The 19,111-nt window shown below is 56.4% G+C and carries 16 protein-coding genes; 11 read left to right on the top strand and 5 right to left on the bottom strand.

Going from position 1 to position 19,111, the window contains the following annotated elements; all coding sequences use genetic code 11:
- Position 1 precedes the first annotated feature (1 nt).
- The 4 genes from D0C27_RS14650 to D0C27_RS14635 form a co-directional block, all read right to left on the bottom strand.
- A complete protein-coding gene (locus D0C27_RS14650) occupies positions 2 to 1,303 on the bottom strand; it encodes a sulfate adenylyltransferase subunit 1 (protein WP_060186614.1) in 1,302 nt (433 codons plus the stop codon).
- Positions 1,303 to 2,214: a sulfate adenylyltransferase subunit CysD gene (gene cysD / locus D0C27_RS14645; protein WP_009454833.1), complete on the bottom strand. Its 912-nt coding sequence runs from the start codon at positions 2,212 to 2,214 to the stop codon at positions 1,303 to 1,305. Before cysD ends, D0C27_RS14650 begins: the two co-directional genes overlap by 1 nt.
- Positions 2,215 to 2,223: 9 nt before the next feature.
- Positions 2,224 to 2,961: a phosphoadenylyl-sulfate reductase gene (locus tag D0C27_RS14640; RefSeq protein WP_035273336.1), complete on the bottom strand. Its 738-nt coding sequence runs from the start codon at positions 2,959 to 2,961 to the stop codon at positions 2,224 to 2,226.
- A gap of 187 nt (positions 2,962 to 3,148) precedes the next feature.
- Positions 3,149 to 4,039: a DMT family transporter gene (locus D0C27_RS14635; RefSeq protein ID WP_026485485.1), complete on the bottom strand. Its 891-nt coding sequence runs from the start codon at positions 4,037 to 4,039 to the stop codon at positions 3,149 to 3,151.
- Positions 4,040 to 4,191: 152 nt separating this feature from the next.
- On the opposite strand from D0C27_RS14635, the gene D0C27_RS14630 reads away from it, so the two are divergent.
- The 3 genes from D0C27_RS14630 to ahpF all read left to right on the top strand — a co-directional run bounded on the left by D0C27_RS14630 (position 4,192) and on the right by ahpF (position 8,092).
- Positions 4,192 to 5,628: a PLP-dependent aminotransferase family protein gene (locus D0C27_RS14630; protein WP_083054464.1), complete on the top strand. Its 1,437-nt coding sequence runs from the start codon at positions 4,192 to 4,194 to the stop codon at positions 5,626 to 5,628.
- 191 nt (positions 5,629 to 5,819) lie between these two features.
- Entirely contained in the window at positions 5,820 to 6,383 is a 564-nt protein-coding gene (gene ahpC, locus D0C27_RS14625) for an alkyl hydroperoxide reductase subunit C (protein WP_009454841.1), read from the top strand.
- 116 nt (positions 6,384 to 6,499) lie between these two features.
- Positions 6,500 to 8,092 (top strand): alkyl hydroperoxide reductase subunit F, encoded by a 1,593-nt coding sequence (gene ahpF / locus D0C27_RS14620; protein ID WP_026485487.1) that lies wholly within the window; start codon positions 6,500 to 6,502, stop codon positions 8,090 to 8,092.
- Positions 8,093 to 9,350: 1,258 nt separating this feature from the next.
- Here ahpF and D0C27_RS14615 read toward each other — a convergent pair.
- Entirely contained in the window at positions 9,351 to 10,259 is a 909-nt protein-coding gene (locus D0C27_RS14615) for a LysR family transcriptional regulator (protein ID WP_060186616.1), read from the bottom strand.
- A 263-nt stretch (positions 10,260 to 10,522) separates the two neighbouring features.
- Here D0C27_RS14615 and D0C27_RS14610 point away from each other — a divergent pair, with 263 nt between their 5' ends.
- From D0C27_RS14610 to D0C27_RS14575, 8 genes are all read left to right on the top strand, one after another.
- On the top strand, positions 10,523 to 12,046 hold the full coding sequence (locus D0C27_RS14610) for an acetyl-CoA hydrolase/transferase family protein (protein ID WP_060186617.1): 1,524 nt from the start codon (positions 10,523 to 10,525) through the stop codon (positions 12,044 to 12,046).
- 146 nt (positions 12,047 to 12,192) lie between these two features.
- Positions 12,193 to 12,828 (top strand): leucine efflux protein LeuE, encoded by a 636-nt coding sequence (gene leuE, locus D0C27_RS14605; protein ID WP_026485490.1) that lies wholly within the window; start codon positions 12,193 to 12,195, stop codon positions 12,826 to 12,828.
- Positions 12,829 to 12,891: 63 nt separating this feature from the next.
- Positions 12,892 to 13,878: a diaminopimelate dehydrogenase gene (locus tag D0C27_RS14600; protein WP_009454851.1), complete on the top strand. Its 987-nt coding sequence runs from the start codon at positions 12,892 to 12,894 to the stop codon at positions 13,876 to 13,878.
- Between the two features lie 134 nt (positions 13,879 to 14,012).
- Positions 14,013 to 14,204 (top strand): YqaE/Pmp3 family membrane protein, encoded by a 192-nt coding sequence (locus D0C27_RS14595; protein ID WP_009454854.1) that lies wholly within the window; start codon positions 14,013 to 14,015, stop codon positions 14,202 to 14,204.
- An 86-nt stretch (positions 14,205 to 14,290) separates the two neighbouring features.
- Positions 14,291 to 15,877: an ABC transporter ATP-binding protein gene (locus D0C27_RS14590; RefSeq protein WP_080748106.1), complete on the top strand. Its 1,587-nt coding sequence runs from the start codon at positions 14,291 to 14,293 to the stop codon at positions 15,875 to 15,877.
- Entirely contained in the window at positions 15,864 to 16,925 is a 1,062-nt protein-coding gene (locus D0C27_RS14585; RefSeq protein ID WP_026485492.1) for an ABC transporter permease, read from the top strand. The genes D0C27_RS14590 and D0C27_RS14585 overlap by 14 nt, the downstream gene beginning before the upstream one ends.
- Positions 16,925 to 17,842: an ABC transporter permease gene (locus tag D0C27_RS14580; RefSeq protein ID WP_009454860.1), complete on the top strand. Its 918-nt coding sequence runs from the start codon at positions 16,925 to 16,927 to the stop codon at positions 17,840 to 17,842. The genes D0C27_RS14585 and D0C27_RS14580 overlap by 1 nt, the downstream gene beginning before the upstream one ends.
- Positions 17,843 to 17,866: 24 nt before the next feature.
- The gene (locus D0C27_RS14575) at positions 17,867 to 18,946 is read left to right on the top strand and encodes a BMP family ABC transporter substrate-binding protein (protein WP_009454862.1); all 1,080 of its coding nucleotides are present in this window, start codon (positions 17,867 to 17,869) and stop codon (positions 18,944 to 18,946) included.
- Positions 18,947 to 19,111: the final 165 nt, after the last annotated feature.

Here is a 19,111-nt window from a genome sequence, read left to right as displayed (position 1 = left end):
TTTAGGCGGTTTTTTGAACCAGACCGGCAGCCACGGTCTGGTTCGTGCTGGGGTCGATCAAGATAAAGGAGCCCGTGCTGGAGTGATCCTGATAATCGTCCAGCACCAGCGGGTCACGGCTGACCAGACTGACACGACCAATATCATTCAGGGATAAGCTGCCAGTGGCTTGCTGCTCTTGCAGGCTATGTACATCGCGCAAGGCATGAACGGCTTGCACCTTGGCTTGGGTCAGGCGTGTGCCTTGTTTTAACCAGTAAGAGCGGGTGGTGTTCAAGGCCTGCTCGTCCAGCCAGCACAGCTGCGCATCAAAGTGTTTGCTGGTGCTTACTTCTTCATGGGCCAGTGTCAGCAAATCGCCCCGTGAAATGTCCAGTTCACGATCTAGCACTACAGTCACGGCGTCCCCGTCGCTGACAGAAGTTTGTTCTGTGCCCGCGCGAAACAGCTGTGTGATCACCGCCGTTTTTCCGCTAGGCCATACCTGAACGCTATCGCCCACCTGGATGCGGCCGCCACTGAGCTGACCGGCGTAGCCACGGAAGCCATCAGCACGGCTGCCGCCATGACGCGCCACCCATTGCACAAACAAACGGGCAGGGCGCTGAATGTTCTCGCGCAGATCCAGCGATTCCAGCAAAGGCAGCAGTGGCAAACCTTGATACCAAGGCGTGTGTGGCGAAGCCTGGGTGATGTTCTCGCCCTTCAGTGCCGAGAGTGGAATGATATGAAAGTGTTCAATCCCCAGCTGGGTAGCCAGTTGGCGATAGGCTTCATGGATGCGGTCGAACACGGCTTGGTCCCAATCGACCAGGTCCATCTTGTTCACTGCCACCACGATATGGCGTAGGCCCAGCAGCTTGGCAACGGTGCTGTGGCGCTTGGTCTGGGTCAGCAGTTCACCGTCCTTGGCGCGGTGCGCATCAATCAGAATGATGGCGGCCTGGGCGGTGGAGGCGCCCGTAATCATGTTGCGGGTGTACTGCTCGTGACCGGGGGTATCGGCCACGATGAATTTGCGTTTGGGGGTCGCGAAGTAGCGATAGGCCACGTCAATCGTGATGCCTTGTTCGCGCTCGGCTTCCAGGCCGTCGGTCAGCAGGGCCAGATCGGGTTCGGCGTCCTCGCCACGCTTGTATTTGGAGCGCTGGATGGCCGCAATCTGGTCGGCAAACACGCCCTGGCTGTCTACCAGCAAGCGGCCAATCAAGGTGGATTTTCCGTCGTCCACGGAGCCAGCGGTAATCAGACGCAGCACGCCTTGATCGGCAGCCTGCAGCCAGGCGTCATTGACTGTGTTCATTAGAAATATCCTTGTTTCTTGCGGTGTTCCATGGAGGCTTCGGACGTCTGGTCATCCATGCGGGTCGCACCACGCTCGGTAATGGTGGCCAAGGCGGTCTCAGCAATAATGTCTTGCACCGACGCGGCAGTAGAGAGCACCGGGCAGGTGCAGGAAATATCGCCTACGGTGCGGAAACGCACATCGCGCCATTCGGAGGTTTCCCCATCCAGCAAGGGAGTCAATGGCGTGATGGGTACGATCAGCCCCTGACGCTCCACCACTTCGCGCGAGTGGGTGTAGTAGATGGATGGCAGATCAATGGCTTCACGCTGGATGTATTGCCATACGTCCAGCTCGGTCCAGTTGGAAATCGGGAAGACGCGCAGGTTCTCGCCCTTGTGAATACGGGTATTGAACAAGTGCCACAGCTCGGGGCGTTGCGCTTTGGGGTCCCATTGGCCGAATTCGTCGCGAAAAGACACGATGCGCTCTTTGGCGCGGGCTTTTTCTTCATCACGGCGGGCGCCACCGAAACAGGCATCAAAGCCAAACTCGGCAATCGCTTCCAGCAAGGTGACGGCTTGGGCACCGTTGCGGCTGGCGGTTTCATTGCGCAGCACCACGGTGCCGCGCGCGATGGAATCCTCCACGCTGCGCACAATCAGTTCGGCGTTCAGCTCGGCGGCGCGGCGATCCCGAAATTCGATCACTTCCGGGTAGTTGTGGCCGGTGTCCACATGCATCAAGGGAAACGGCAGCGGGCCGGGCGCAAAGGCTTTCTGGGCCAATTGCAGCAGCACAGCGGAGTCCTTGCCGCCGGAGAACAGCAGCACGGGTTTTTCAGCTTCAGCCGCGATTTCACGCAGAATAAAAATGGCCTCGGCTTCCAGCCAGTCCAGATGAGTACGGGTAGAGAGTGGTTCGCCCATGGGGTTCCTTCAGGTGTTGACACTGCTATTCAGATTGCTGGCATGCAGGCCGCATTCCAGGCTGTCGCGCTGTTCCCACCACCAGCGCCCGGCGCGCACGTCCTCACCGGGGCGAATGGCGCGCGTACAGGGCTCGCAACCTATGGAGGGGTAGCCCTGGTCGTGCAGCGGGTTGTAGGGGATGCTCAAGCCACGGATCACGGCCCAGACATCGTCCTGAGTCCATTCGATCAAGGGATTGAATTTCTGCAGCCCAAAGACGCTGTCGTATTCCTTGCTGGACAGTTCGGTGCGGCTGGCTGTTTGTTCGCGGCGCTGACCGGTAATCCAGGCTGATCGGCCTTGCAAGGCACGACGCAGTGGCTCCACCTTACGGATCGCGCAGCATTCTTTGCGCAGCTCCACGCTTTCGTAAAAAGCATGTGTGCCATGCGCGCTGACGTGTTCCTGCACCCGGTCCGGATCCGGGTGAAAAAACAGGATGGGGCGTTCGTAGTGCTGCTGGATGTCCCGCCCCAGCTGCAAGGTCTCTTCGTGCAGACGACCAGTATCCAGGGTGACAGTTTGCAACTCGGGGGTGTAGATGGACATGGCGTGAAACAGCACCATGTCTTCCGCAGCCAGAGAACTGGCCAGAACGGCATCCGTGTGTTCGCGCGCGATGTATTGCAGATCGTCGCGCAGCTGTTTCCACAGCATCAGTGGCCGGGCGCTCAGGGCAAGCGCGGCAGGGGCTTGGGCGGGCATGATCAGATGTCCTTGCGGCAATACCAGTACCGGCCCTGCTCAAAACGGAGTCACGTGGGCCGCGCTATCGCCTTTACATGGTTCATGAAGTGATGAGCCAGTGTGCTTGCGCGAGCCCTCGCTGGGAACGAAGTATTAGTTAGGTGAATATGCCCTTGCTGTATTTAGCCGCCTTGTCATTGTGTTTTCAGGCCCGTCGGCTGGCGGCAATAATGGCGATGATGACGATGCAGGACAGCCAGGTCAGCAAGTCCACTTGCTCGCTTAACCATACTGCCGAAATCAGCACGGTCAGGAAGGGTTGGGCCAGTTGTACCTGACCAATACGGGCCACACCACCCATGGCCATGGCCTTGTACCAGGGGAAGAAACCCAGCAAGGAAGAGAACAGGGCCAGGTAGAGCAGAGCCATGACAGATTGGGAAGAGGGCATTTCTGTCATGGGAAAAGTCAGCCACAGGGTGGCAGGAATGGTCAGCGGCAAGCTGGCTGCCAGGCACCAGCAGATGGTGCGCCAGCCACCCAGGGTACGGGCAACACGCCCCCCTTCGGCATAGCCTACGCCAGACATGAATACCGCCAGAGCCAACCAGATATCGCCGGTTTGCAGGGCGCCTTCACCGATATAGAAAGCGTAGAGCAGCACCAGTACGGCACCCAGCAGGCTCAGCATCCAGAAGCGGCGGCTCAAGGGTTCACCGCTGCGGGCGGAGGCAACAATGGCGGTGGCCAAAGGAATCAGCCCGCTCAATACGGCCCCGTGCGAGGAAGGCACGGTCTGCATGGCAATCGAGGAAAACACGGGCCAGCCTACGATCACACCTGTACAGGACAGGGCAATCCCGCGCCATTCCGACGCAGTGGGGCGACGGCTGCGGGTTGCCAGCAAGATGATGGCCGCAAACACCCCCGCGATACTGGCTCGTGCCATTCCGACCAGCCAAGGGTCAAAGCTTTGCACCGCCAGCCGTGTCATGGGCAAGGTGAAGGCAAAGACGGTAACCCCGATAAAAGCGTAGAGATAGATCAGCAATGCTGGGGCGGTACTGGGCATGGGAAGACTGGTGCTGCGGCTCATGAAAATCACCACGGATAAGAAATAGGTTTATCACAGCTTTGAGCTTAAAATAAATAAACAATACAGTTGCGATACAGTTCATCAATCAGTCGGTCAAGCTGTACTGGTCAAACTTCCGCTACAGTTGGTTTTCTCGCTTGGAGCTCAGCATCATGGAATGGTTGGATTGGCAGCCCGTGCGCGGTTCGGACGTGACACTTAGCGATCAACTGGTCGCCTGGGTGCAGCAGGCCCTGCATTTGCGGTATCGGGGCGGCAGTCGCTTACCCTCTGTGCGCCGGTTGGCGCAGTCTGCCGGGGTCAGTACGCATACTGTTGTGGCCGCGTACGACAAGTTGATGGCCTTGGGCTTGGTGGAGTCCCGGCCCGGTTCCGGTTTCTTTGTGCGGGTGCGCAGCCCTCGACGCCTGCGTTCCGAATCCCTGCATGTAGAAAAGAATGAGCCGCGCAAAATAGATGTGAACTGGATGTTGAACAGTTTCATGGGGCATAGCGACAGCGCGGGCATTCCCAGTCAGTGGCTGGATAACGAGATGATTCTGGCGGCCTTGCGGCAGGTCAGCCGTAGCGCCGGCTCCAACTTGCTGGGCTATGGGCATTCGCATGGCTACAGGCCCTTGCGTCAGCACATTGCGGGACAGCTGGAAGATAGCGGCATACAGGCAGATCCTGATACGCAGCTTTTATTGTGCAGTGGTGTTACGCAGGCGCTGGATTTACTTCTGCGCCATTGGTTACGGCCTGGTGATGCGGTTGTTGTGGAAGATCCGGCCTGGTATCTCTTGTTTGCTCGCCTGGCGGTGGTGGATGTGCGAGTGCTGAGTGTGCCACGCCGCGCAGATGGCCCGGACCTGGCGGTACTGGAACAGCTGGCGCGCGAGCATCGTCCACGTCTGGTCATTTTGAATACCGTGGTGCATAACCCCACCGGCTTTAGTTTGAGTCCGGCGGTGGCGCACAGCATTCTGACTTTGGCCCAGACCTGGGACTTTCACATTATTGAAGACGATACCTATAGCGAGCTGCACGCCAATCCAGCCTGCCGTCTAGCGCAATTGGATCAACTGAACCGGGTGACATTGGTGGGGGGCTATTCCAAAGTCATGGCAGCTGGTTTGCGGGTGGCGTATATGGCAGCTGCTCCTGAACTGCTGCAGTCTTTGGTGAATCTGAAAATGCTGGCAGGGCTGACGTCACCGGAGCTGGGTGAGCGGGTCATTCACCGGGTGCTGGTAGATGGACCCTATCGCAAACACCTGGAGCGGTTGCGCCGTCACGCCAACGCCGACAGGCATAAAACCCTGGAGCAATTGGCGCATGTAGGCCTGGCGCCGGACGCACCACCCCAGGCGGGCATGTTTGTCTGGGTGGATACGGGTGTGGATACGGAAAGTCTGGTGCGTGCTTTGGGGCGACCAGGGCATTTATTGGTGCCGGGGGCCTTGTTTTCCCCGCAACAGCAACCATCTACATATATGCGTATTAATGTTTCTTTAGGCGACGATGCGCAGTTTTGGCAGGATTTTGCCCGTTGTTTGTTCAACGCCAAGCAGTCCTCCAGCCCCGTGCCCAGCGAAGTAGCCTTATAGCTTGAACGCTGATAGTTGCACTGTCATCTAGCTCTGTTAGCATAAGTCTGTGCGACGCATAGAAAGAAGTTTTTATGCGACGCGCGATAGCTAATAGCAATGAACGTTATTGCATTAATCAATTTTACTAATCGGCAGTGGCTTCCTATAATGGCTTTACTGTCAATGATTAATCACTCACCGGAGCAAATATGTCTTTGATCAACACCGTCATCAAACCTTTTAAAGCACAAGCTTTTCACAACGGCAAATTTATCGAAGTCAGCAACGAAACCGTTGCCGGTAAGTGGGCTGTTTTCGTTTTCTACCCAGCCGACTTCACGTTTGTTTGCCCAACCGAACTGGAAGACCTGGCTGACCACTACGCCGAATTCCAGAAAATGGGCGTAGAAATTTACTCGGTGTCCACCGACACTCACTTTGCTCACAAAGCATGGCACGACACTTCGGAAGCCATCAGCAAAGTTAACTACCCAATGATCGGTGACCCAACTCATCAGCTGTCGCGCAACTTTGACGTGCTGATCGAAGAGGAAGGTATCGCTCTGCGCGGTACGTTCGTGGTGAACCCAGAAGGCGAAATCAAGGTCCTGGAAATCCACGACAACGGTATCGGCCGTGTGGCTTCCGAACTGCTGCGCAAAGTTAAAGCTGCTCAGTACATCGCCGCTCACCCCGGTGAAGTTTGCCCAGCTAAATGGGAAGAAGGCGCCAAGACGCTGACTCCTTCCCTGGATCTGGTTGGCAAGATCTAAGACCTTTTAAACACGGGTCTTTAGCGGTGGTCGGCGCGCTGCGCCGCCACCCCGGTGCCTGACCGGTTCAGGCACCTCAAGTTGTTTCGTTCAGTACAGGATAAAGGGCGTTTCACATGTTAGATGCAAACATCAAAACTCAATTGAAGGCATACCTCGAGAAGATCACGCAACCGATCGAGATCGTTGCGACGCTGGATACTGGCGCCAAGTCCGTCGAGCTGCGCGAACTGTTGCAAGAAATTGATGGTCTGTCCGACAAGACCAGCTATCGCGAAGATGCGGATGCGCAAGAGCGCAAGCCTTCCTTCCAAATTAATCGTCCCGGTACCGACATTAGCGTGAGCTTTGCGGGTATCCCGATGGGACACGAATTTACCTCTTTGATCCTGGCCCTGCTGCAAGTGGGTGGCCACGAGATCAAACTGGATGCCGCTGTGATTGAGCAGATCCGTAATCTGCCCGGCGACTTTGTTTTTGAAACGTATTTCTCGCTGTCGTGCCAGAACTGTCCTGACGTGGTGCAGGCCTTGAACGCCATGTCCGTGATCAACCCACGTATCAAGCACGTGGCGATTGACGGTGCCCTGTTCCAGGACGAGGTTCAGCAGCGCAACATCATGTCGGTTCCGGCTGTGTTCTTGAATGGCGAAATGTTCCATCAAGGCCGTGCCAGTGCTGAAGAGTTGCTGGCCAAACTGGATACGGGCGATAACTCGGCTCGTGCCGAAGCCTTGAATGCCAAGGACGAGTTTGATGTGCTGATTGTGGGTGGTGGTCCTGCAGGTGCTGCCGCTGCTGTGTACGCCGCTCGCAAGGGTATTCGTACGGGTGTATTGGCCGAGCGTTTTGGTGGTCAGGTTCTGGACACCATGTCGATCGAGAACTACATCTCGGTGGTCGAGACTAATGGTCCTGCGTTTGCAACGGCGCTGGAGCAGCACGTCAAAGCCTACGATGTGGACATCATGAATCTGCATCGTGCCCAAGGCATTCGCCGTGAAGGCAAGCAGGTCATTGTGGATGTGGATGGCGGTGCTCAGCTCAAGGCCAAGTCCGTGATTCTGGCTACTGGTGCCCGCTGGCGCGAACTGAATGTGCCTGGTGAGCAGGATTACCGTAACCGTGGTGTGGCGTACTGCCCGCACTGTGATGGTCCTTTGTTCAAGGGCAAGGATGTGGCGGTGGTTGGCGGTGGTAACTCCGGCGTTGAGGCGGCAATTGACCTGGCTGGTTTGGTCAAGCACGTTACCTTGATCGAGTTCGGTGATGCCTTGCGTGCTGACCAGGTCTTGCAGACCAAGCTGCGCAGCTTGCCTAATGTGACGATCATCATGCAGGCTCAGACCACTGAAGTTCTGGGTGATGGCACCAAGGTGGTGGGTCTGAATTACCTGGACCGTGCTACTCAGGAAGCCAAGAGCCTGAAGCTGGATGGTGTGTTCGTTCAGATTGGTCTGGTGCCCAACACGGAATGGTTGAAGGGCAGCGATGTGGGGCTGTCGCGTCATGGCGAGATCGAGGTTGATGCTCGCGGTGCGACTTCGCTGGCTGGTGTGTTTGCCGCTGGTGACGTAACGACCGTTCCTTTCAAGCAGATCGTGATTGCTGCTGGTGAAGGTGCCAAGGCTGCGTTGAGCGCTTTTGATTACCTGATCCGTAGTTCGGCTGAAGTTGAAGAGCCGGTTGCAGAGAAAGTGACTGCTTAATTATTTCTGATTGTTGGACCTGGCTGTTCAAGAGGGCCACCCTGTTTGGGGTGGCTCTTTTTTTGTCTGTGGGTGGGGTGACAAATAGTTGTTGTGTATCAGGAGTGCTTCAGCATTGAACCTGTTCTTTGAGAAAAGTCGTCTCAGGAAAGACGCCGCTCAAGCCGTCTGCCCCTGCCTCGGGGCTTGACTACTTGCCGGTGCTGCGCACCGGTACCCTTGTCTGTTCTGGAATCCGGGCGCCCTGTGAACTCCCGGGGTACTTGGTCCCCCGGACCAAGTACAAGCGTCCCGCTCGAACAACACAGGGCTTGCATCCCGGATTCCAGAACAGCCCGCGGCAAGCAGTCTGAATCGCCCCGAGGCAGGGGCAGACGGCTTGAACGGCTCGATGCATGAGATGGCGCGATTTTTCAGTCGTTTCATGTACGAGAAATTGGCAGGGATGTGGAACAAAAGAGGTGTTTGATTTCCTACGTTCCATGTGGAGACAACTGGCGGTTTGTGATGTGTCCTGAGCAGATGGTCATGATCCTGCCAACTAGCTGTTGATGGACGCTAAATTGGCGGGGTTTCTTGTTTTCTGTTGGTCTATCTACCTACCTACCTACCTGTCTGCTTGTCTATTTGGCTGTCTGTCCATTTATTTCTTCGTGTTTACTTGTCAGTCGATCTGCTTGTCTGGCAACTAAGCACCTACCCGCCCACATGTTTTTTGATGCAGTGGCAAATCATGATCATCTTGCTCTAATTTGAATGTGCTGATGCTGATTTGTGATTCAGCTCTACATGTAAATACTTCCTCACTGCATACACCGTCTCAGGCTTAGAAGTTGGCTTGATGCTTGCTGACGCTATAAACCACTGCTGCGGCCTGCGGGGGCGCGGGGCGATTCAGACTACTTGCCGCGGGCAGAAAGACAGGACGGGATGCAAGCATTCTGCTGTTTGAGCGCGACGCTTATAGCTCGTCCGGGGGACGAGCTATCGCGCGAGTTCAGAATGCGCCCGTCCTGTCTTTCTGACAAGGGTACCGACGCGTAGCGTCGGCAAGTGGTCAAGCCCGGCGCCCCCGCAGGCCGCAGCAGTGGTGCTTTACAGAGATTGCCTATGCATTAATCCAGGCTCTTCCAAACCGAAGCGACGTCACATAAGAAAGACATGCTCCTGCATGTACATAGCTATTCAATGCGATTGGGCCGGCCTTGGCCTAGTGTCGAGTACACGATGAGTATTCAAGGGCTAATAAATAGTCCTGCTATAAATCCCCTTCAAGCTCAGGCCAGTTCCCGCCCAATACATCCGCACAGACCTGCAGCCATGCTCTGGCCGCCTGCGACAGATACCGCCCATTCCACAGTAGCGCCACTTCCCAGTTCAATGCCGGTTCCACCACTTCTTTGGCAATCCAATCCCCCGGTTCCAGCCGAGAAAGAAACGGCTGGGGCAACAAAGCGACTCCCATTCCCGCCTGTGCCATGGAAGCCACCCAATCCCATTGATTGCTCTGGGCAGCAATATTCGCCCGCAAGCCCGCATGGGCGAAAGCACGTCGCAACATACGGGTCAGGGCATAGTCTTCGCCCAGGAATATCAAAGGATGTTTCTCCAACTCCCGTAGCTTGATCTTCTTTTGCGCACCGGACAGCGTATCTTTATGGCCAATCGCCCAAACCGCATGTTTGGCCACGGGGGTAGCCGACACATTCAGCTCGGGCCCCAAAGGCAGAATACTCAGCCCCATTTCAACCGTGCCCGCCGCAACCATACGCTCAATCCCCATGCCGGTTTCTTCATGCAGAATCAGCTCGATCTGCGGATGCCGGTTCTTGAAGGTCTTGAGCACTTCCGTAAACAGCACATTAATCATGGGCGGAATACCCAGATCCAGGCGGCCGCGTTGCAAGGCCTGAACTTCGTGAACCTCTCGCAGCAAGCCCTGCATGCTCTGCAGAACTTCCTGCCCCCGCTCCAGCACCACCTTGCCACAATCGGTCAACTGTAATTGACGGTGATCGCGAATCAGCAGGGGTTCGCCCAGCTCATCTTCCAGCTGCTTCACCATCTTGCTGATGGTCGATTGCGTCACGTTCAGGCTCTGCGCAGCTTGCGTAAAGCTTTGATGTTTAACGGTTTCAATGAAGTATCGCAAGGATCGGATGTCCATGATTGGCTGGCCTTTTATCTATGACTTTTACGACTTCTTGGGAGTTATTTTATTCATTATGGCGATGCTATGCTGGCTTTGTTCAAAAAACATAAACGCCTGTTGTCAGGGCGATTTCGGCTTTTTATCTCCGGCTTGTACAGCCCCTATTTTTAAAGCGTGATGTCGTTCTGTTGCGTGAAGATTTCGCCTGGCGCTTTCGGCCCTGGCTCCTTCCGAAAGCAACAACAGGTAGATCAATGACACAGAGACAGGAGCACACGATGTTCAAGGATCGCATTCGTTCCCCCGAATTGGAAGGCAAAGTCATGACCGCTCAGGAGGCAGTCGCCTTCTTCAAAGACGGGATGAATGTCGGGATGAGCGGTTTTACCCGTGCAGGGGACTGTAAGGTCATGCCTCGTGCCTTGGCCGAGCGCGCCCAGACCGAGCAATTAAAACTGAATGTGGTGACCGGCGCTTCGCTGGGTAATGATAGCGACGGCATGATGGCCGAGGCTGGTGTGCTGGCCCGCCGCTCGCCGTTTCAAGTGGACTCGGTGCTGCGCCGTCATATTAATGAAGGCAAGGTCCTGTTTACCGATCAGCACTTGTCCTTGACGGTGGAGCACATGCGTTCGGGCAACCTGCCTGCCATCGACATCGCTGTCATTGAAGCGGTTGCCATTACAGAAACTGGCGCAATTGTGCCGACGACCTCGGTAGGCAACTCGGCCAGCTTTGCCCAGCAAGCCAAACAAATCATTGTTGAGCTGAACCTGAGCATGCCAGTGGAAATGGAAGGCTTGCACGATATCTATGTGCCCGAGGCTCGCCCCAACCGTCAGCCTATTGAACTGACGGATGTGGACCAGCGTATTGGCACCACCGCCATTCAGGTGGATCCTTCCCGCATCGTGGGTATTGTGGTGACCGACGCTTTGGACAGCCCCTCCAGCGTGCTGCCACCTGATGAAGAAACCCAGGCAATTGCCGGTCACATTATTGAATTCCTGAAAGGCGAAGTAGACGCTGGCCGTATGAGCCATTCCTTGCTGCCCTTGCAGGTGGGAATCGGTACGATTGCCAATGCCGTCACTTACGGCCTGCTGGATTCTCCCTTCACCGACCTGAAGATGTACTCGGAAGTATTGCAGGACAGCGCAATTGCCATGTTGGACTCCGGCCAGTTGAGCTTTGCCTCGGCTTCGTCCTTGACGCTGTCTGCTCCCAAGATGGCGCAGTTCCTGGAAGGCCTGGAAAACTACCGCGACAAGCTGGTGCTGCGTCCACAGGAAATTAGCAATCACCCAGAATTGGTGCGTCGCTTGGGCATTATTGCGATCAACACCGCCCTGGAATTTGATATCTACGGCAACGTGAACTCCACGCACGTCTGTGGCACCCACATGATGAATGGCATTGGCGGTTCCGGCGACTTCGCCCGTAATGCGCACCTGTCCATTTTTGTCAGCAAGTCCGTTGCCAAGGACGGCGCCATCTCGAGTGTGGTGCCTATGGTGTCGCACGTCGACCACTGCGAGCATGATGTGGCCGTGCTGGTCTCCGAATGGGGCCTGGCTGATTTGCGCGGTTTGGCTCCTCGTGAACGTGCCCGCGTCATCATCGAAAAATGTGCCCACCCCGACTACCGTCCTGCTTTGCTGGACTATCTTGAGCGCGCCAGCCAACGTGGTGGCCACACGCCCCACATCCTGGAAGAGGCCTTGTCCTGGCACGTTCGTTTCCAGCAAGAAGGCACCATGAAACAGGAGCAGTTCCAGACCCAGGAACTTGCGACTGCGTAGTCCATCAGGTCTGGTAATGCGTAGCCGAGTCAGTCCGGCAGCGTAGACCTTACAAATTGACCTGATCGCCCCTGGCATTCCACCCGTGCCAGGGGCATTTTTTTAGCGCTAAAATTGCGGATTCTGCTGCGTTTAGCGAGGCCGGCGTGTTCGAACAAATCGGTATTGTCAATTTCTGGGCCTTTGTGGTGGGTACGGTGTTTATCGTGCTTTTGCCCGGACCCAATTCTTTATACGTCCTGGCCAGTGGCGCCGGACATGGCGTGCGCGAAGGCTATAAAGCAGCCTTGGGCGTGGTCGTGGGCGACGGCATTTTGATGACGCTGACGGCCTTGGGCGCTGCCTCGCTGCTCAAGACGCTGCCCATGTTGTATATGGGCATACGCTGGCTGGGTGCGGCCTATTTGCTGTATTTGGGTGTGCGGCTGTTACAGTCGGCCTTCAGGCAAGGCGGCCCGGTTCAGTCTGTGGACACGCGCTTGCGTCACGAGACCCGCTTTCGCAAGGCCTTGCTCCTGAGTTTGTTGAACCCCAAGGCCATCTTGTTCTTCCTGTCCTTCTTCGTGCAATTTGTGGACCCGTCCAAAGGTCACACGGGCCTGGCCTTTATGTTGCTGGGCCTGGTGGTGGAACTGATCAGCATTTGTTATTTGTCTTTGCTGATTTTTGGTGGTGATCGCCTGGCAGGAATTTTCCGACGCCATCAGCGTCTGTCCCGGATGGGCAATGGCTCGGTGGGGCTGCTGTTCATGGGCTTTGCCGCCCGTATGATCAGCGACTAAGCCAGTTGCTTCAGAGCGCAGCAGTTCTGACAGCACTTATTTATCAGTTTTAAGGAAAACACCATGAGTAGCAAAATCCGTGTCGGTATTGCAGGTTACGGCAATTTAGGGCGAGGCGTAGAGCTGGCCCTGGCACAAAACCCGGACATGGAGCTGGTCAGCGTTTTTACTCGTCGTGACCCTGCTTCCCTGCGTCTGCAAAGTGCAGGCGTGCCCGTGCGTGCCCTGGACCAGATCGAACAGTACCGCAATGATATTGACGTGCTGATTCTCTGTGGTGGCTCTAAAAATGACTTGCCCGAACAAGGCCCGGCCTTGGCCCGCTGGTTCACGACGGTAGACAGCTTTGATACCCACGCCCGTATCCCCGAATACTATGAAGCCGTGGATGCCGCCGCCAAAGGCGCAGGCACGACCGCCTTGATCGCGGTGGGTTGGGACCCAGGCCTGTTCTCGCTGAATCGCTTGTATGGCGAGTGTGTCTTGCCTGTTGGCCAGACGTACACCTTTTGGGGCAAAGGCTTGAGCCAAGGTCACTCCGATGCCATCCGCCGTGTGGCCGGTGTAGCCGGTGGTGTGCAATACACCTTGCCTATCGAAGCAGCGGTACAGCGTGTGCGCAACGGGGAGCAGCCCGAGCTGAGCACCCGTGAAAAACACAAGCGTCAGTGCTTTGTGGTCCTGGAAGAGGGCGCCAGCGCCGACGCCGTACGTGAAGCCATTGTGACCATGCCTGACTACTTCGCGGACTACGACACGGAAGTCAACTTCATTGACGCTGAAACCCTGGCACGCGATCACGCGGCCATGCCTCACGGTGGTTTTGTGATTCGTAGCGGTCAGTCCGGCGCGGGTTCGCAACAAGTGGTGGAATACGCCTTGAACCTGGGCAGCAACCCGGAATTTACCTCCAGTGTGCTGGTTGCCTACGCGCGTGCGGCTTACCGCATGAACCAGCAAGGTCAAATCGGTGCCCAGTCCGTGCTGGACGTGGCTCCTGGCCTGTTGTCGCCTAAATCGCCTGCGCAATTACGTAAAGAATTGCTGTAAATCCTGGTTTCAGGCTGCGGCCCGGCTCAGCTTGCCTGAGTCGGGCCGCAGGTCTTGCTGGTTTGCGCACAAATGATTCAGTGGGTCAATAAAGGGTAAAATAGCGCCCATTCCTCACTAAATTGAGTGTTCTCATGCGCTTATTGATCGCACTGCTCCTGCCCTGGTTGGTCTTTTTCACGATCGGTCGGCCTGTAGCGGGCATTATTTGCCTGATTTTGCAGTTGACCGTCATTGGATGGATACCGGCCGCTATTTGGGCGGTATATTCTCTTAGCCAATACAAAACTGACAAGAAAATCGAGCAAGCCCTGGGCAAGCGTTAAGCCCTAGGTTTTCCTTCCTTTTTGCACGTCTGAGCAGGCCATGATGCGCTTGCTCGGGCGTTTTATACTTTTTTGCTGATACAGCCATGACCCTATCGTCTCCCGTGGGCCATTCTTCTGAGTCCGGTGAGCAAACGGTATCCGTAGACCCCAAGGCTGTGCCACGCCTGGAACTTCGCAATATCACCAAGGCCTATCCGGCGGTGGTAGCCAACGACAATATTTCCCTCTCTATCCTGCCGGGGCAGATTCATGCCGTGCTGGGGGAGAATGGCGCGGGTAAATCCACCTTGATGAAGATCATCTACGGTGTGGTCAAACCCGATCAGGGCCAGATTCTGTGGGACGGCCAGCCCGTCCAGATCAGCAGTCCGGCGGCGGCCCGACAGTTGGGCATCGGTATGGTGTTCCAGCATTTTTCCTTGTTTGACACCCTGACTGTCACGGAAAACATTGCATTGGGTCTGCCTGCTTCGACCAATATGCAGGAGCTGGCTGGTCGAATTAGTGAAACGGCCAGTCAATATGGTCTGGATCTGGACCCCCAACGTCATATCCATACGTTGTCCGTGGGCGAGTGCCAGCGGGTTGAAATTGTGCGTGCCTTGCTGGGCAAGCCCAAGCTGCTGATTCTGGATGAGCCAACCTCGGTATTGACCCCACAGGCAGTACGCCGCTTGTTTGGCACTTTGCGTCAACTGGCTGCTGAGGGTTGCAGCATTGTCTATATCAGCCACAAGCTCGATGAAATCCGTGAGCTGTGCAATGCCTGTACGGTCATGCGTATGGGCAAGGTCACCGGCTATTGCGACCCTCGCGAAGAAACCACGGCCAGCCTGTCGCGCCTGATGATTGGCGCCGAGCCTCAGTCTCTGGGTGAGCGCAGCATGCAACAAGGCGGGACGCTCTTGCAGGTGCGTAATCTGCAGTTGAGCAAATCCCATCCTTTTGCCTGTGAATTGCAGGATGTCAGTTTTGATCTGCACCAGGGTGAAATCCTGGGGGTGGCGGGTATTTCCGGTAATGGTCAGCAGGAGTTGCTGGCGGCCTTGTCAGGTGAAGATACCCGCGCACGGGCAGACATGATTTTGCTGGATGGTCAGGCGATTGCCCAACGCGATGCGGCTTGGCGACGAGATCAGGGCATGGGCTTCGTACCTGAAGAACGCTTGGGACGCGGTGCTGTGCCGGAATTGTCATTGGCTCAGAACCTGCTGCTGTCTCATCAGAACCCGGAAACGGTGAAGCGCGGTTTTCTGCGTTTTCCCAGCATTCGCCGTCTGGCAGGCGGGATTATCAAGCGTTTCCGCGTCAAGACTTCCAACGAGCAGGCCGCAGCCAACAGCCTGTCAGGCGGGAATCTGCAAAAGTACATTATTGGCCGTGAGGTCACCCGTCAGCCTCGCATTCTGGTCATTGCCCAGCCCACCTGGGGGGTGGACGTAGGGGCTGCCGCCCAGATCCACGCCGAGCTGCTGGCCCTGCGCGATGCGGGCTGTGCCTTGCTGGTCATTTCTGAAGAGCTGGATGAATTGTTTGCGATTGCCGATCGCCTGATTGTTATCTCCAAAGGTCGTATGTCTCCCTCTATTCCCGTGGCGCAAGCCAGTGTTGATCAGATTGGGCAATGGATGAGCGGTTTGTGGGAGGAGGGTGAACATGCTCAGGCTTGAGACTCGTGCCACGCCCTCTACCTTGATGGCCTGGTGCTCCCCTTTGCTGGCTGTCTTGCTGACCATGGTGGTCGCCGGAACCTTGTTCTGGTCGCTGGGCAAGAATCCTCTGGCGGGTTTGAACGTATTTTTTCTGGAGCCTTTGCGTGACCTGAATGGTTGGGCCGAGGTGGGCGTCAAACTGGTGCCCTTGCTGCTGATCTCGGTCGGTCTGGCCATCTGTTTCAGAGCCAATATTTTCAACATCGGGGCGGAAGGGCAGTTGGTGATGGGCGCCTTGGCAGCCGGGGCCTTTATTCTGCAAGTGGACGATGGCGATAACGGTGGTTTTTTCCTGATTACCGTGGCTTTGGCCTGCGGCATGCTGGGCGGCATGGCCTGGGCTGCTATTGTGGCTTTCCTGAAAGATCGCTTCAATGCCAACGAGATTCTGGTGTCCCTGATGCTGGTCTATGTGGCCCAGCACTTGCTCAGCTATCTGGTACACGGTGCCTTGCGCGATCCCGATGGCTTTGGTTTTCCGCAGTCCAGCCTGTTCTCGGACGGCTTTTTGTTGCCCGCGGTCTTGCCCGGCACGCGCTTGCATAGCGGTATTGTGCTGGCAGTGATTGCGTCGGTGGCGGCCTGGCTTTTCCTGACACGCAGCATGGCCGGTTTTCGCTTGCGCGTGGGGGGTATGGCCCCATTGGCTGCTCGTTACGCCGGTTTTTCCTCCCGTAAAGCCTTGTGGAGTTCCTTGCTGATTTCGGGGGCATTGGCCGGTCTGGCTGGTGCAGCGGAAGTCATGGGCCCGGTTGGGCAACTGACTCCTTCGATTTCTCCCGGCTATGGTTTTGCGGCCATTATTGTGGCCTTTGTGGGGCGACTGCACCCGCTGGGACTGATTTTTTCCTCTTTTGTGATGTCCTTGCTCTATATCGGTGGGGAATTGGCCCAAAGTCGTTTGGGCTTGCCCAATGCGATTACCGGTATTTTCCAGGGCATCCTCTTGTTTTCCTTGTTGGCTTGTGACGTGCTCATCACCAAGCGTTTGGTCTGGAGAAAGTAATGGACGCGATTGCACCTTTGCTCGCCGCAACCATCAACGCAGGCACCCCTTTGCTCCTGGCAGCCTTGGGTTTGCTGATTAATGAAAAGTCGGGCGTCATCAATCTGGGCTCGGAAGGCATGATGCTGATGGCGGCCATTGTGGGCTTTGCGGTGGCCGTGCAAACCGGTAGCCCTGCTTTGGGCTTTGTGCTGGGCGCGGTGGTTGGCATGGTCATGGCAGCCGCCTTTGCCTGGCTGACCGTCTGGCTGGGCGCGAATCAGGTGGCTTGTGGTTTGGCCCTGTCCTTATTCGGGGTAGGGGCCTCGGCCTATATTGGCTTGCCCTTTACCGGCAACTCCCTGGTCGTGACCAAACTGTCCATTCCCGTGCTGAAAGATATTCCCCTGATCGGGCCTGCTTTTTTCCAGCAGCATTACATGGTCTATGTGTCCTGGGTGCTGTGTATTGCCGTGGCCTGGTTCCTGACTCGTACCCGCTCCGGTCTGGTGCTGCGCGCGGTGGGTGAATCGCCTGCCTCGGCGCACTCGCTGGGCTACAACGTGCGCTACATTCGCCTGGGTGCCTTGATGTTTGGTGGTGCCTGCTGCGGTCTGGCCGGTGCCTTCATCTGTCTGGTTTACACGCCCATGTGGGTCGAGAATATGGTTGCCGGGCGCGGCTGGATTGCGTTGGCGCTGACGACGTTTGCAACCTGGCGTCCCTGGCGCGTCATGCTGGGCGCTTACTTGTTTGGTGGGGTCACGATCCTGACCTATCATGCGCAGGCTCTGGGTGTTCCGGTAGCCTCGCAATTGCTGGCCATGATGCCGTATCTGGCCACGATTATTGTGCTGGTTTTAATTTCCCGAAACGCTAACTGGATCAGGTTGAATATGCCTGCATCGCTTGGCAAAAACTTCAATCCCAACAACTAGAGGACTGACATGACTGGAAACTTTATGCGCAAGGCTCTTTTGGCCGCTGCCATCGCTTCCCCCCTGGCCGCCTTGCCTGTGTCCGCTCAGGCAAACGATCAAGAACCCCTGAAAATCGGTTTTGTGTATGTCAGCCCTATCGGTGAAGCCGGTTGGACCTGGCAGCAAGACATTGGCCGTCGTGAAATGGAAGAGGCCCTGAAAGGCCGCGTGGTCACTCAGTACGTAGAAAACGTGCCTGAAGGTGCTGACGCAGAGCGCGTCATTCGCGATCTGGCCCAGCAAGGCAACAAGCTGATCTTCACCACCTCGTTTGGTTACATGAACCAGACGCAGAAAGTGGCCAAGCAGTTTCCTGACGTGAAGTTCGTGCACTCTACCGGCTACAAGACGGCTCCTAACGTGGCCACCACCAACGCCCGTTTCTACGAGTCCCGTTACCTGGCTGGCGTATTGGCCGGCAAGATGACCAAGTCCAATGTGGTCGGTTACGTGGGTGCTCACCCCATTCCTGAAGTGCTGCAAGGCATCAACGCCTTTGCCATCGGTTTGAAGAGCGTGAACCCCGAAGCCCAAGTGCGCGTGGTTTGGGCCAATAGCTGGTACGACCCAGGTAAAGAGCGTGACGCAGCGGTCACGCTGCTGGGTCAGGGGGCGGACGTGGTGACTCACCACACCGACTCCACCGCCACCGTGCAAGCGGCTGAAGAAGCTGGCAAGTACGCGATTGCCTACCACTCCGACATGAGCAAGTTCGGTCCTAAAGCTCAACTGGCTGCCGTGACCCACCACTGGGGTGATTACTTCACTCGCAAAGCCACTGAAGTTCTGGATGGCAAATGGCAGAACGACAGCACCTGGGGCGGCCTGAAGTCCGGTATGGCTGCTTTGGAAGGCTTCGGTCCTGAAGTGCCGGCTGACGTGAAAGAGTTCGTTCTGGCCAAACAGGCCGAGATCGTGGCTGGCACACTGCAACCCTTTGCCGCTCCTATCAAGGACAACGATGGCAAGGTGCGTCTGGAGTCCGGTTTCCTGGATGACGATGCCTTGAACCGCATGGACTACTACGTGGAAGGCGTGGCCAGCAAACTGCCCAAGCAGTAAGCTGCCCCGCAGTCTGTAGATAAACAAAGCCCCTTGTCGGACTCTCCGACAAGGGGCTCTGTTATAAGTGGCCCGTGTGGCTTTTCAGGCTGCTGCTGGGATCAAGCCCGAGCTTGTTCGGTGTTTGTTCCGGGGCTGGTTTGTCATCCGTTCAGGAAGACAAAG

The sequence above is a fragment of the Alcaligenes faecalis genome (genome assembly GCF_005311025.1).
Lineage (GTDB): Bacteria > Pseudomonadota > Gammaproteobacteria > Burkholderiales > Burkholderiaceae_B > Alcaligenes > Alcaligenes phenolicus.
Note: the sequence above shows the minus strand (reverse complement) of the source record. Positions and strands in the feature narration are given on the sequence as shown.